The sequence below is a fragment of the Pelosinus fermentans JBW45 genome (assembly GCF_000271665.2).
GTDB lineage: Bacteria > Bacillota > Negativicutes > DSM-13327 > DSM-13327 > Pelosinus > Pelosinus baikalensis.
The window spans coordinates 611826-626201 of the sequence record NZ_CP010978.1 but is presented as its reverse complement, the minus strand read 5'-3'; the positions used below and the strand labels follow the sequence as shown (position 1 = coordinate 626201).

Below are 14376 nucleotides of genomic sequence, written 5' to 3'. Positions count from 1 at the left end.
ATTATGCCCTATTTAAAGAGAATCATAATACAAATACTACTATATGGTTTAACCGATCCTATGAAGCATTTTATCTTGATACATCTTTTTATCAGCCTCTTTGAACAGCTCTTTACGATCTACATCTGACCCAATATGCAGAGTCCAGCCTATAGATAAGCGTATAATGGTGCCATTTAAGTTCTTCCGGCAACGCTGTACTTTTTCGTTAATTCGTTGACATACGTCTTGCATAATTTCTTGATCCGCGCCAGGCAGCAATACTACGAATTCATCACCGCCAATCCGGGCAACCGTATCACCTGGGCGACAAGCCTGCTTTAACGCCGTCGCTGCGGCGACAATCAATGCATCTCCAAAAGCATGTCCTAGGGTGTCATTCACGACCTTTAATTCATCAACGTCACAAACAATAATCCCGACAGACGGGTATGCTCCACTCGAAATTCTTTGAAATTCTTCTTCAAAATAGGTACGATTGTAAAGGCCTGTCAGGGAATCATGCATACTTACATATCTGAGCTTTTCCTCTACTAATTTACGCTCACCAATTTCTTCCTGTGCTAATTTATATAAAATGGCATTATCATAAGCAATAGAAGCCAGACCAATAAAACGCTCTAATAAGAACTTTTGTTCCTGGCTACATCCCCAGGCCGAATCATCAAAATAAATATATACTACACCAACCACTTTTTTGTCAGAGAACAAAGGCATCCCAATAAATACTCCATAGTATACCATACCATGACTATTGATACGCTTTGCCCAATTTTGATAATCATTCACTATCACGGTCTCACCCGTGCGAAATACTTCCCCAATAATTCCTTCGTCTTTGTGCTGAACCGCGCCGATATTATTTTCATCAAGTCCGATAGCAAATTTAAGTTCAACTTGAGAATTATTTTCTTTTAAAAGAAACAAGCTGCCACTGGCGTTAGGAAATAAACTTACCGCATGGGTAACAATCATGGCTAATACATCATCTAAATCTAAACGATTCAACAACTGCAACGAAACTTCATTCAAAGCCAATAAATATTGATTTTGCAAACTAATTTGCACATCCATTGCCTTGCGATCTGTAATATCAATCATGATGCCAAGAATCGAATTTACTTCATGATCTTCATCATATACAATTGCCGCAGACAATCTGGCCCAAAAGACAGTCCGGTCTTTACGAATACAACGTCTTTCCACATGATATTCAAGCTTTTCTTTATTGACCATTTTCCGCAGTCCTTCTGCACTTCTTAGCCAATCCTCAGGGTGTGTAACCTGCTTTAAACCAATTGTATATAATTCTTCCAAAGAATAGCCGAGCATATCCACTAACCTCTGATTCCCATAAATGCAATTACCATGTTCATCTAGAATCCCAATACCGACTACCGCATTATTTAAAATGCCCCGCAGCTTTTCTTCACTTTTGCCTAAGGCAATTTCCGCCTGCCTTGCTTGCAGAATTCTTTTGATGCGATATTTCAAAACATTCCAATACACAGGCTTGGTTAAATACTCACCAGCACCTGCTGCAAAGGCTCGCTCCACCGCCTCTTCATTGTCGTAGGCAGTAATGAGGATAATCGGAGTCTTACTTCTTCTTTTCTGCTCCTGCAAATATTCACACACAGCATAGCCATCCATTTCTGGCATTATACCATCCAGAATGACTAAGTCAGGATTCACCTCATCAAACATCGCAATTGCCTCTTTGCCATTCACGGCTTCATAAACCTGATAGCCCCAAGACACAAGGTTATTGCGTAACATTCGGCGTTCTAATTTGCTATCCTCGGCAATAAGAATTTTAAATTGTTGATTCATTGCATCCATCCCTTGTGATAATATACTCCTCTACGGATATCTTTATTGACTCCCCGTTCTTATCATGCAATAACTCAATATACACAGCTTTTAATTGCTATAATATAACAAATTTCTATATAAATCCACTATAATCCTACAACAATGAGGATAAATTAATCTCTTTGAAAATTCTTTGAAAAATAAGATCCAAATACACCTTTTTACTCAGCATCAGATCTGCAGCATTGCTAAAATAATAGAGATATACCCAAGAAAATTCCATTTCTTTTTTGGAAACTTCAGGTATATCCTCTATTATTTAAATACTACTTTTATAATGACTTTTGTGCCTACCCCAATTTCGGACTTTATTGTTAGCTCACCATTTAACAGATGAATTCGCTCCCGCATCCCCAGTAAACCAAAACTTTCGTTACCAAAATTATCTGCTGTATTAAAACCCTTACCATCATCAGCAATGGTTGCTAAGAAGGTATCCCTGCGAAATTCCATAGCAATGGATATCGTCTGAGCCTGGGCATGTTTCTCAATATTTGTAATTGCTTCTTGAAAAATTCTAAATACACCAATTTCCACATAGGAATCTAAGCGCCGTTCTTCACCTAATATCCTAATATCGGAAATCATACCGCTGCGCTCTTTTACCGTATCTAAAAACCGCTTCACCGTAGGTACTAAACCCAAATCATCTAATGTCATTGGACGTAAATCAAAAATAATTTTTCTCGTTTCTTTCAAGCAAAGACGTACTTGTGCACGAAGATCTGTCAGTTCTTTTTTTGCACGCAGCACATCAATATCAATCAATCGCTCACAAACTTCCGCTCGAAACACAATATTTGCCATAGCTTGAGCTGGTCCATCATGAATTTCTCGTGACACTCTACGGCGTTCTTCTTCCTGGGCTTTGATAATTTTGGCACCAAACACTTGACTCTGCTGCAAGGATTCAATTTTCACTACTACATTGCCCATTTCGTCGCCTAAATACCCTAGAACTGCTCCTACCTGTGTTGTTAATCCTTCTGCCTTAGACACCGTATCTTTTAAAGAGCGTAAACGAAGCTCTAACTCATCACGCTGCTGACGTAAACTTTGTTCCTGAGCGCGAGCTACCGCTAATTCAACTTGTAAGTTTCTCGCATCTTCATATACTGCTTTAATATCATCTTCTGAATATACGCTGAAATTACGGCTGACTTCCATTAACTTGATCCTAGAACGCCGCTCTTTCTTTTCTAAATCATCCACTGTAAAAATGATAGCAACTGTCTCCTGCTTTGTACGTTCTACATCCTTTTTTATATTTTCAACTTCATTACGAGCCGCCTCATAAATATCAAAAATTTGTGTCTTTCCTTGCTCTACCGCATCAATTGTAGTTTTGACAATCCTATCAAGATCACTAATATCAATATTTTTCATACAACCACCTTAACAATTCCTAATAGTATGGATTAATCTACTTCGCCAATATAGAATTTTTTACCTGCAAAAACAGTGCCTAATATTTAAATAAAAAAACTTGGCTTTCACCAAGTTTTTATAAAAACAAGTTCTAGTGTATTGCGCGTTTTTTTACTTTTCCACCCATTACATCATGAACCTCATTAATCGTTACAAAAGCATTTTCATCAATCTCTTGAATAATGATTTTCAGTTTGGCAATCTCCAAACGAGTAATAACAGAGTAAAGGACTTGCTTAGACTCACCCGTATAGGCACCCTGACCATGTAAAATGGTAACTCCACGCCCCAGCCGCGCCATCAGCACTTCGGCTATTTCATGAGGATGATCACTAACGATCATGACACCCTTTGACTCATCCAAGCCCTCAATCGTAATATCTATTAATTTATAAGCAACAAAATAGGCAATTAAAGAGTACATGGCTTTATCCCAACTAAAAACCAGCCCTGCGCTTCCAATAATGAATATATTGAAGAACATAATAATTTCGCCTACAGAAAAACCTGTACGTTTATCTAATATAATGGCAACAATTTCAGTGCCATCTAAAGAACCGCCATAACGAATAATGAGTCCTACACCAATTCCAAGGATAATTCCTCCAAAGATGGCTGCTAAAAACACATCATTTGTAAAGCCTGGAATGGGCAGCAAAATACTTACCCAGATCGACAGAGAAGTCAAGGCAAACAAGGTTGATACCGCAAAGTTTTTTCCAATCTGCATATACCCTAAATAGATGAAGGGAAAATTCAATATGAAGATAAATAATCCTAATGGCCATCCCGTTAAATGACTTGCCATAATGGAGATACCAATTACTCCACCATCAATAATTTGATTGGGAACCAAAAAAACCTCTAACCCTACTGCTGCTAAAACGGAACCAATAAACATGAATACATACCTTCGAATATACTCTTTCGTTGAAATTTTCTTTCCCGGCATATAATTCCTCCCTTTTTTTACGTATAGATTTATATTATTTTACTAAAAAAATAATACTTTGTCAATTTTGAGAAAAAATGGATTTTCCTTAATTTTAATTTAACCGCGTTAAAAAATAACGCATTCTTTGTGTGCCGCCGGCAGCGGCATTGCGCCTTTGTGGTTCATAAAATCTTATATTCTATATATGATGCAAAGATGCAGAAAACCTAAGGTTTTCTGCATCTTTTGTATCATGTATTTACTTTTAGATTGTCTTTTACTTCTTCCCATACTAGGATTCGAGTCTTAGCAAAGCCGTTAAACTCAGTAGCCGACGCTGAGGTATAAGCCCCGCAAGTTGGCACTAATATCAGATCATCCATCTCTAAGCTAGGAATCCATTTATCCTGAAACAAAATGTCCAAGGAATCACAGCTTGGTCCTGCAAACGTAGCAGGTACCTTGTCACCACTTTTAAAGGTTTCTAATTCAAAATCCCAATGATCAAAAATAACTCCTGAAAAAGTGCCATATAATCCATCATCCAGGAAATACCATTGTTTCCCATTGCGCTTTTGGGTACCAATCACACGAGTAATTAAATTCGCAACTGTTCCACAGATAAAACGCCCAGGTTCAGCCCAAATTTCCGTATCAGGAAAGTAGTGGGTAATGGCTTTATTAATCATTTGCAGCATAGCAACAACATCAATTGTATTACTATCAATGACTGGGATAGGGAAACCGCCTCCGATGTCTAGAATGCGCAAATCAAAACCTGCTTCTTTTGCCTGATCATACAAACGGCGGAATATTTCTAATGACTCTACATAGGCATCGGCACTAGAAGATTGACTGCCCACATGAAAGCATAAGCCAGCCACATCAAGACCTTGCTGACGAGCCAAGGTAAGAAGAGGCAGTACTTCGTCAGGATGAGCACCAAATTTCTTATTTAGATCGACCAAGGCATTAGGATTGTCCACTCTAACCCGAAGCAGCACAGTTCCACCAGGTATTGCCTTGGCCATTTTACTTATTTCACTTTCACTATCAAAGGTAAATTTATATACACCGATTTGCTTGGCTACCTTAAGTCCGCTTGCCGTCTTCACTGGATTGGCATATACCATACGTTCTGCTGGAATGCCCATATCCGTTAAAAATTGCATTTCTCCATCTGACGCTACATCAAAATACGAACCCAGTTCAGCCAATTTCCGGATAATTGCTTCATGAGGATTGGCTTTTACCGCGTAATGCATTTTCACTCCCGGTAAATAACTCGCCAAAAAAGAATAATTACGTTCTACTTGTTCCGTTGACACCAATAACAACGGGGTATCATATTGTTGTGCCAAACTTTCAACAGCTGCTTGCGTTAATTTAAAATAACTATTCATATCCCTCTCCCATCCTATTTGTTATTTCATTGAAACTCTTCTTGGCTAGTTGCAGCAAGAAAAGTAACTATATGATTGTACCATACAGTAGCAAAAGTGCAATAAGAAAATATACAAATTTACAAAATACTTATCCCGCTATCGTGAGCCTAAAAAAATAAAAACTTATGCCTTCTTTGAATTATAAAAACTCCCACATTTTTTGTGGAAGTTTATTTATCAGACATTAAACGATAGCCAACACCTGATTCTGTAATAATGTATTTAGGCTGGGATGGATTGGGTTCTACCTTGCGCCTGAGCTGCCCAATATATACTCTAATATAATGCGTATCCTCATGATAGGCTGTACCCCAAACGGCTTTTAATAATTGTTTATGTGTCAGTACCCTGCCAATATTTTGAGCCAAGACTTTTAATATTTCATACTCTGTAGGTGTCAGTTTTATTTCTTTACCACCACAAGTTACACTACGCGACACCAAATCAATTTTTAAGTCACCGCAAAAAATTACGGAAGAACCTTCAGTGGTTACCCCATGGCGCAGAGCGACGCGTAAGCGAGCAAGTAACTCTCCCATGCTGAAAGGTTTAGTGACATAGTCATCTGCCCCTGCGTCCAGGGCGGCAATTTTTTCATTTTCCTGATCCCGAGCACTTAAAATAATAATAGGTACCTTTGACCATTCACGAATGATCTCAACCACAGCTTTTCCATCCATATCTGGCAATCCTAAATCCAAAAGAATCAAATCAGGTTTAAATACAGCCGTTCGATTAATCCCATCTTTTCCATTATGACATTCATCAATCTCATAGCCATAAGCAGATAAGGATACTTTGAGCAGCCTCCTAATCTGAGGTTCATCATCAATAACTAAAACTCGTGCCCCTTTTTCCACCCTTCTATCACCTGCCTTATGCAAACTAAGAAAATACTGACGCATCCTGTAAAATATAACATAATCGAACCACAAAGGCACAAAGGACATAATGTGCCGCAGTAGCGGCATTGTGTCTTTGTGGTTCATAAATCTTTCACCTACAAAACTTATACTTTAAAAGCAAATCTATGCCATATGCATTGGTGGCTGCTCTTCCCATGGGAGGATGAAGGTCATAACCGTACCGCCTCCTGGTCGATTCTCAGCTTGTATTGTCCCACCATGGGCTTCGATAATTCCCTTACATATTGACAAACCTAATCCTGTACCATTAACGGTCTTAAGTTGCTCTACTCGATAAAATTTATCAAAAATTTGCATTAAATTTTCTGTTGGAATGCCGATTCCCCGATCAGCTATTGATACCTGTATGACACTTGTATCTTGACTGGCAGTAATAACAATTTCACTACCTTGTACAGAATATTTACAAGCATTATCCAGCAAATTGACTACGACTTGTTCAAGAAGCACACAATCAGCTTTTATCATGGGTAAATCTGGTGCTATATTCACAAGTAACGCTCTTCCCTTAATGCATTCTCCGACTCGCCTAAGAGCCGATCCAGTAATATCTTCGATATCACACCAATCTTTTTTAAGCTGCATCATACCGCTTTCTAATCTGGCAGTATCCAAAAGATTGACGACCAAACGGTTCATGCGATCGGCTCCTTCTTTCACCGTTTCTAACAATTCTTTTTTATCATTCTCGGAGTAAACACCTTCTGTATCCATTAAACCAGATATAGCACCAATAATAGAGGACAAGGGTGTTCGTAATTCATGGGAGATGGAATTAAACAACGCAGTACGCAACTGATCTGATTCAGCCAGCAATGCTGCTTGCCTAGCTTGTTCCGCTAATTTTACTCTTTCAACAGCAATCGCTGCTAATCCTGCCCAAGCTTCCATTAATCGCTTTTGGGGAGAAGTGAGTATTTCCTCGTGAATTTCAATACCTAAAACACCAACCGTATTTTGACTTGTTGTTAAGGGCAAATACATATACCTGGCCCCTGGCAATGTATCTGTACAATGTCCGGCAATCTCACCATGCTCAAATGCCCAGACTGCTACTGCTTTTTCGCCAGCATCCTCGCCGATTTTTCCAGGTCCAGCCTCCGCAGCTAGCACTAATTTTTCATCTTGGGGTAAAAATACGGCTACTGATTTATCTAAAGTTTGCCACACCTGCTCTGCCAAAATACCTACGATTACGCCAATATCTACAATGGCTGCAATTTCACGGCTAAAAGAGTACAATGCTCCTGTCGTTTTTTCTCGCTGCCTAGCTAAGGTTACTTCCACGCGCAGTTTCTCAGTCTGTCCTCCAATGATAAAGGAAATCAAGAGAAAAAGAGGTAGACTCCACATATAAGGAAGGTCCGATATATTAAAAGTAAAAATTGGCGAAATAAAGAAAAAATCAAAAAAAAGTACACTGCATAAAGCCGTCACATAGGATGGACCTTTCCCCCACCATACTGCAGATAAGAGTACCGGCAACAAATACAGCAGCATAAAATGCATTGGCTCAAGATAATGACGCCACCACCAATTCCCTGCCGTCATTAAGATAATCATCAATAGTCCCGCTATATAATGCCACCAATGAATTGCTTTTGTTGGAGCTATGGTTTTAACTTTAGGCTCATCCTTTACCTCGGTATTCCCCTGGATAACATGTATGTTAATACCCCCGCTATAGCGAATGAGTTTATCAACCACCGCACCGCCATTTAACCATTCCCACAGGCGCCCTCGTAACGGCTTGCCAACCACCAAATGGGTAACATTATGTTCCCTTGTCATTCTTAGAATTTCCTCTGTCAGATCTTTACCCACAATACTGATGGTCTTTGCACCTAATTCTTCAGCTAAACGCATATTACGAAAAATGCGATCCCGTTCTCCTTCACTAGTGCTTGACCGTCTTGGTGTATCAATATGTACAGCCAGCAGCTCCGCCTGCAAACCACGAGCTAGTCGCCGAGCTGCCCGAATCAGTTGGGCAGAAAAGGGACTCGCGCTCACGCAAACCATTACTCGCTCACCTGCTGGCCAAGGTCCAGGAATATCATGTTCCTGCATGTATTCATTTAACTCTTTATCCACCCTGTAGGCTGTAAAGCGCAAAGACAGTTCTCGCAATGCATTAATATTTCCTGGACGGAAGAATTTATGCAATGCCAATTCTGCCTGATGAGGCATATATATTTTACCTTCCTTCAAACGCTTAATAAGTTCATTGGGTGGAATATCAATCAATTGTACTTGGTCTGCCTGCTCGACAATACGATCAGGCACTGTTTCCCTTACTTTTACACCGGTAATTTGCGCTACAATATCATTTAGTGTTTCAATATGCTGAATATTTAGCGTTGTTGCTACATCAATACCAGCATTTAATATTTCTTCTACATCCTGAAATCTACGGACATGGCGAGAACCAGCCACATTGGTATGGGCTAGTTCATCCACTAACACTACTTTGGGTCTTCGTACCAAAATAGCATCAATATCCATTTCATGCAAATTCCTGCCTCGATAATCAATTTCCTTTGCTGGCAAACGAGGTAAACCCTCCACCATTTTTTCCGTTTCTTGGCGTTTATGAGTCTCTACCCAGCCAATCACAACATCCACACCAGAGGCCAACATCTCATGGGCAGCCTCGAGCATGGTGTAGGTTTTGCCAACACCTGCAGCCGCTCCTAAAAACACTGTCAGCTTACCTCTGGTCTCTTTATTTAACTTTGCCAGTAATACATCAGGATCTGGACGTTTTTTTTCTTTACTTTCGTCAGGCATGTCATTGCCTCCATTATATTAATCACACTCAATTAATTGAACCACTTTCTCTCCCCTTTGTGTGCGCATAGCGGCATTGTGCCTTGGTGGTTCATTCTTATTATTTACTTGCCAATCGATCCAGTGCCATATTAAGAGCTAAAACATTCACTCGTTCTGCACCTAAAAAACCTAACTGTCTTACCTGCACATGACTGGTCACAAGTCTTCTTACCTCATTTTCCGATATACCCCGTTCATTAGCAATACGATTCACCTGCAAATAGGCTGCTTCTGGTGATATATCAGGATCAAGACCACTAGCAGATGCCATAACCAGGTCAGAGGGTATAGAGACACTTTCCTCTAGTTGATTTTCACTACGTACTTTTTCAATATTATCTTTTACTGTATCCACTAACTTTTTACTCGTTGGTCCTAAGTTTGATCCTGATGATCCAGCAGCATCATATCCGTCTGTACCCGCTGAGGATGGACGGCTATGAAAATATTTTGCTGTTGTAAAGTTCTGCCCCAATAGTATCGAGCCAGTTGGTTTGTCATTAACATAAACCAATGAACCATTGGCCTGCTCAGGAAAAATGGCCTGTGCTACTCCTGTCATAGCCAAAGGATACGCTATACCAGTAACCACCGTCAATAGGATTAGTAAGCGCAAAGCGCTTGTTATTTGTTTCCACACAATGCTTCAACTTCCTTTCGATATATTTCCTGTAATTCTTCACTTACCCGCCCTACTACCTTTATATGATTACCGCCTATATTACGGACAATTAACATTTCTCCTTTTTCAGTATATAAAATACTACATCCCTCAACTAGTTCTGTCAGACTCACTTTAAAAGCAGAGGCCAAACGAACTAATACATCTGTACCAGGACGCCATTTATTTTCTTCATAATAATGAATCGCCATAGGGGAAATATCGACTGCCTCAGCTAAATCCTCAGGCGATAGATTTCTTTCTAGGCGGAACATGCGTATGGTATCTCCTAACATCTTTCCTCCTCCAATTCTATACTAAATGCAATGCAACCAGCAATATATCAATCAGCTTAATACCAAGGAAAGGTGCTACTAAGCCACCAAGACCGTAGATAATTAAGTTTCGACGTAAGATTATATCTGCACCTAAAGGTTGATACGCTACACCACGCAGCGCTAAAGGAACCAGAGCAATAATAATCAGAGCGTTAAAGATTACAGCGCTTAAAATAGCACTCTCTGGCGTAGATAATCTCATAATATTAAATACACCGAATGCTGGATAGGCAACAGAAAACAGTGCTGGAATGATGGCAAAATACTTAGCAACATCATTCGCAATACTAAACGTAGTTAAGGAACCTCTCGTCATCAATAGCTGCTTACCAATTTCCACTATTTCAATCAGCTTTGTGGGGTTACTATCAAGATCTACCATGTTACCAGCTTCTTTCGCTGCCTGTGTGCCGCTATTCATAGCCACTCCCACATCTGCTTGGGCCAAAGCCGGAGCATCATTAGTGCCATCGCCAGTCATAGCTACCAGCATGCCTTTCTCCTGATACTCTCGAATCAGAGCCAACTTCCCTTCAGGAGTAGCTTCAGCCATAAAATCATCCACACCAGCTTCCGCAGCAATAGCAGCAGCCGTTAAAGGATTATCCCCTGTAATCATGACGGTTTTAATACCCATTTGTCTAAGCTCTTTAAACCGTTCTTTAATGCCGCCTTTAATTACATCTTTTAAGTGAATGGCCCCGAGTACCTTTGAACCTTCAGTTACTACTAAAGGCGTACCACCACTTTTAGCAATACCCTCGCAAGCAAACTTAACATTCTCAGGCAATTCACTTCCCTTTTCTCGTACATATTTTTGAATTGCATCTACAGAACCTTTACGTATCACCTTATCTTTTAGATTTACCCCACTCATACGTGTATGAGCACTAAAAGGAATAAATTCAGCTTCTAATGTCGTTAAATCACGTTCACGTAAATTATATTTTTGTTTAGCCAGCACCACGATACTGCGACCTTCTGGTGTTTCATCCGCTAAGGAAGCAATCTGCGCTGCATCTGCTAACGCCTCCATAGAAACACCTGCTGCGGGAATAAATTCAGTCGCCATACGGTTACCCAAGGTAATCGTACCTGTTTTATCCAGCAATAGCACATCTACGTCTCCAGCCGCTTCTACCGCTCTTCCAGACATGGCTAATACATTACGTTTCAATAGACGATCCATACCAGCGATGCCAATAGCACTTAATAAACCGCCGATTGTAGTCGGAATCAAACATACAAGCAAAGCCACTAGAACAGTAATGGAGATACTGACTCCTGAGTAATTGGCATAAGGATATAATGTCGCCACAGCTGCTAAGAAAACAATGGTTAAGCCAACCAATAAAATAGTTAAAGCAATTTCATTGGGAGTTTTCTGACGTTTTGCCCCTTCGACCAATGAAATCATACGATCTAGAAAGGTCTCCCCTGGATTAGCAGTTACTGCAACCTTAATCCAGTCCGATAATACTCGAGTGCCCCCTGTAACGGAGGATTTATCGCCCCCCGACTCACGAATGACAGGAGCGGATTCACCTGTTACCGCACTTTCATCCACTGTCGCCATTCCTTCAATAACCTCTCCGTCACTGGGAATCAGATCACCAGGCTCCACCAATACGATATCGCCTTTTCTTAAGCTGGCAGCCTCAACCACCTGGGGTTTGTCATGGATTATTTTTTTTGCCTGGGTCTGTGTACGAGTCTGCCTTAGCGCCTGAGCCTGAGCTTTCCCCCGACCTTCTGCAATCGCCTCGGCAAAATTGGCAAACAATACCGTAAACCAAAGCCATACTGTGATTTGCAAGGCAAAAGTTGTGTTCCCTGCACTTCCCTGAAACGCATCTCGCAAAACAAATCCAGTTGTTAACAAAGAGCCAATCAATACAATAAACATGACTGGATTTCTCACCTGCACTTTGGGATTCAATTTATATAAGGCTTCCCGGCAGGCCGTTATCAGAATTTTTTTATTAAAACCATTTGAATTTGTACCCATAGCTTTTTCCTCCTTGTTAAAAAGTCATACCTTGCAGCATCAATAAATGTTCAATAATGGGTCCTAGGGACAGTGCGGGCAAAAAGGTCAGCGCTCCTACCATGACGACAATTCCAGCTAACAATAGAACAAACAATGATCCTGTTGTTGGAAAAGTCCCAGGTCCGGGAGGCGATACTCTTTTTTCTGCCAAGCTGCCAGCAATGGCCAAGACGGGTATAATCACGCCAAACCGTCCTATTAAAACACCCACAGCTATCATCAGATTGTAATATAAGGTATTGGCACTTAAACCTGCAAAAGCACTACCGTTATTACCTGCAGCAGAAGCAAAGGCATATAATATCTCACTTAAACCATGAGGGCCAGTATTGTTAAGGCCAGCAAGACCTGCTTCAGTAATAACAGAAATAGCGCTGCCAAATAACACCGTTACCGCAGGGATCAAAATAGCGATGATTGCCATCTTCATTTCATTTGCTTCAATTTTTTTACCTAAATACTCAGGTGTACGACCAACCATCAATCCTACTACAAAGACAGTCAGCATAATAAACATCATCATGCCATAAAGACCTGCACCAACACCACCGATTACGACTTCCCCTAACATCATCTGCAACATCGGCACCATGCCACCTAGAGGTGTGAGGCTATCATGCATGGTATTTACTGCCCCACAAGAGGCTGCTGTTGTCACGGCAGCAAATAAGGCGGAACCGTTTGTGCCAAAGCGCATATCCTTGCCTTCCATGTTCGTTGGTTCACTCAATCCGTGCCCCGTTATTGGGTTGCCATAGATTTCACTCGCGTAGAGACCACCAAGACTTACAGAAAACAGCAAGAGCATCGCTGCCAGTATTGCATATCCCTGACGCCGATCCTTGACCATATTCCCAAACATAAATACCATTCCTGTAGGAATAAGAAAAATGCTCAATACCTGAACTAGATTCGTAAGAGGAGTTGGATTTTCAAAAGGATGAGCCGAATTAGTATTGAAAAATCCACCGCCATTAGTACCTAATTCTTTAATAGCTTCCTGGGAAGCTACAGGTCCCATAGCAATTGTCTGCTGTCCCCCTTCTAAGGTATCCACTGTTACATAAGGTGAAAGATTTTGTATTACGCCCTGCTGCATGAACAACATGCTAACTACAATGGATAAGGGCAGCAAAATCCAGATTATACTTCGTACCATATCAGACCAGAAATTACCGATATGTTTTGTATTCTTACGAGTTAACCCTCGTACTAGCGCAACTGCAACTGCCATACCTGTTGCTGCAGAAAGAAAATTTTGTACTGTCAGCGCTGCCATCTGTGTGAAATAACTCATTGTGGTTTCGCCACTATAAGCCTGCCAATTGGTATTTGTCATAAAGCTAGCTGCTGTATTAAAAGCTAAATCAAAAGGCACTGCAGCCAAACCTTCAGGATTCCATGGCAGTATAGCCTGCAATTCCTGTATAGCTACTACAGCAGCCATACCTAATATGTTAAAGATTAAGAGCCCGCCGGCATACTGCCTCCAATTCATCTCCTGGGCACCATCAATTCCGGCTAAACGATATAAGGTCTTTTCCATTGGCAAAAAGATGGTATCAAACATCGTTCTCTCACCACTATAGACTTTTGCCATATACCTTCCCAAGGGCCAAGCCATGAGAAGCAGCAATACAAAAAATACAATAAATAGTAATACATCTGTAATCATATCTAAAACTCCTCCGGTTTTAATAATGCATATATTAGATACACAAATAGACCTAGTGATGTTAAACCCGCTATCCATAAATCAATCACAACTACCAGCCTCCTATCCAAATCCTCTTACAGGACTATTGTAACCCAATTTCCTATAAAGAAGCCGTCAAGAAAGACCGCAAGGATGTAAAGATAATGTAAAAATACCAGCCTTGTTTTCAC

11 protein-coding genes are annotated in these 14376 nt (G+C 40.5%); all 11 read right to left on the bottom strand.

Annotated features, from left to right (window positions below; translation table 11 throughout):
- Positions 1–48: 48 nt before the first annotated feature.
- Positions 49–1833 carry a diguanylate cyclase domain-containing protein gene (locus JBW_RS02410; RefSeq protein ID WP_007958739.1) on the bottom strand — a complete coding sequence of 595 codons (1785 nt, stop codon included), beginning with the start codon at positions 1831–1833 and terminating at the stop codon, positions 49–51.
- 297 nt (positions 1834–2130) lie between these two features.
- Positions 2131–3261 (bottom strand): sensor histidine kinase, encoded by a 1131-nt coding sequence (locus JBW_RS02405; RefSeq protein ID WP_007958737.1) that lies wholly within the window; start codon positions 3259–3261, stop codon positions 2131–2133.
- 133 nt (positions 3262–3394) lie between these two features.
- Positions 3395–4255: a YitT family protein gene (locus tag JBW_RS02400; protein WP_007958736.1), complete on the bottom strand. Its 861-nt coding sequence runs from the start codon at positions 4253–4255 to the stop codon at positions 3395–3397.
- A 233-nt stretch (positions 4256–4488) separates the two neighbouring features.
- On the bottom strand, positions 4489–5640 hold the full coding sequence (locus tag JBW_RS02395) for a type III PLP-dependent enzyme (protein WP_007958733.1): 1152 nt from the start codon (positions 5638–5640) through the stop codon (positions 4489–4491).
- A gap of 212 nt (positions 5641–5852) precedes the next feature.
- Positions 5853–6671: a response regulator gene (locus tag JBW_RS02390; protein ID WP_007958731.1), complete on the bottom strand. Its 819-nt coding sequence runs from the start codon at positions 6669–6671 to the stop codon at positions 5853–5855.
- Between the two features lie 39 nt (positions 6672–6710).
- A complete protein-coding gene (locus JBW_RS02385; protein ID WP_007958728.1) occupies positions 6711–9398 on the bottom strand; it encodes a sensor histidine kinase in 2688 nt (895 codons plus the stop codon).
- A gap of 100 nt (positions 9399–9498) precedes the next feature.
- Entirely contained in the window at positions 9499–10080 is a 582-nt protein-coding gene (gene kdpC, locus JBW_RS02380) for a potassium-transporting ATPase subunit KdpC (protein ID WP_007958727.1), read from the bottom strand.
- A complete protein-coding gene (locus JBW_RS02375) occupies positions 10065–10397 on the bottom strand; it encodes a helix-turn-helix domain-containing protein (protein ID WP_007958724.1) in 333 nt (110 codons plus the stop codon). The genes kdpC and JBW_RS02375 overlap by 16 nt, the downstream gene beginning before the upstream one ends.
- Positions 10398–10413: 16 nt before the next feature.
- Positions 10414–12447: a potassium-transporting ATPase subunit KdpB gene (kdpB, locus tag JBW_RS02370; RefSeq protein WP_007958722.1), complete on the bottom strand. Its 2034-nt coding sequence runs from the start codon at positions 12445–12447 to the stop codon at positions 10414–10416.
- Positions 12448–12463: 16 nt separating this feature from the next.
- Positions 12464–14164 carry a potassium-transporting ATPase subunit KdpA gene (gene kdpA / locus JBW_RS02365; protein ID WP_007958719.1) on the bottom strand — a complete coding sequence of 567 codons (1701 nt, stop codon included), beginning with the start codon at positions 14162–14164 and terminating at the stop codon, positions 12464–12466.
- Between the two features lie 2 nt (positions 14165–14166).
- Positions 14167–14253, bottom strand: coding sequence for a K(+)-transporting ATPase subunit F (gene kdpF / locus JBW_RS26165; RefSeq protein WP_036681530.1), 87 nt, complete (start codon positions 14251–14253; stop codon positions 14167–14169).
- Positions 14254–14376 lie beyond the last annotated feature (123 nt).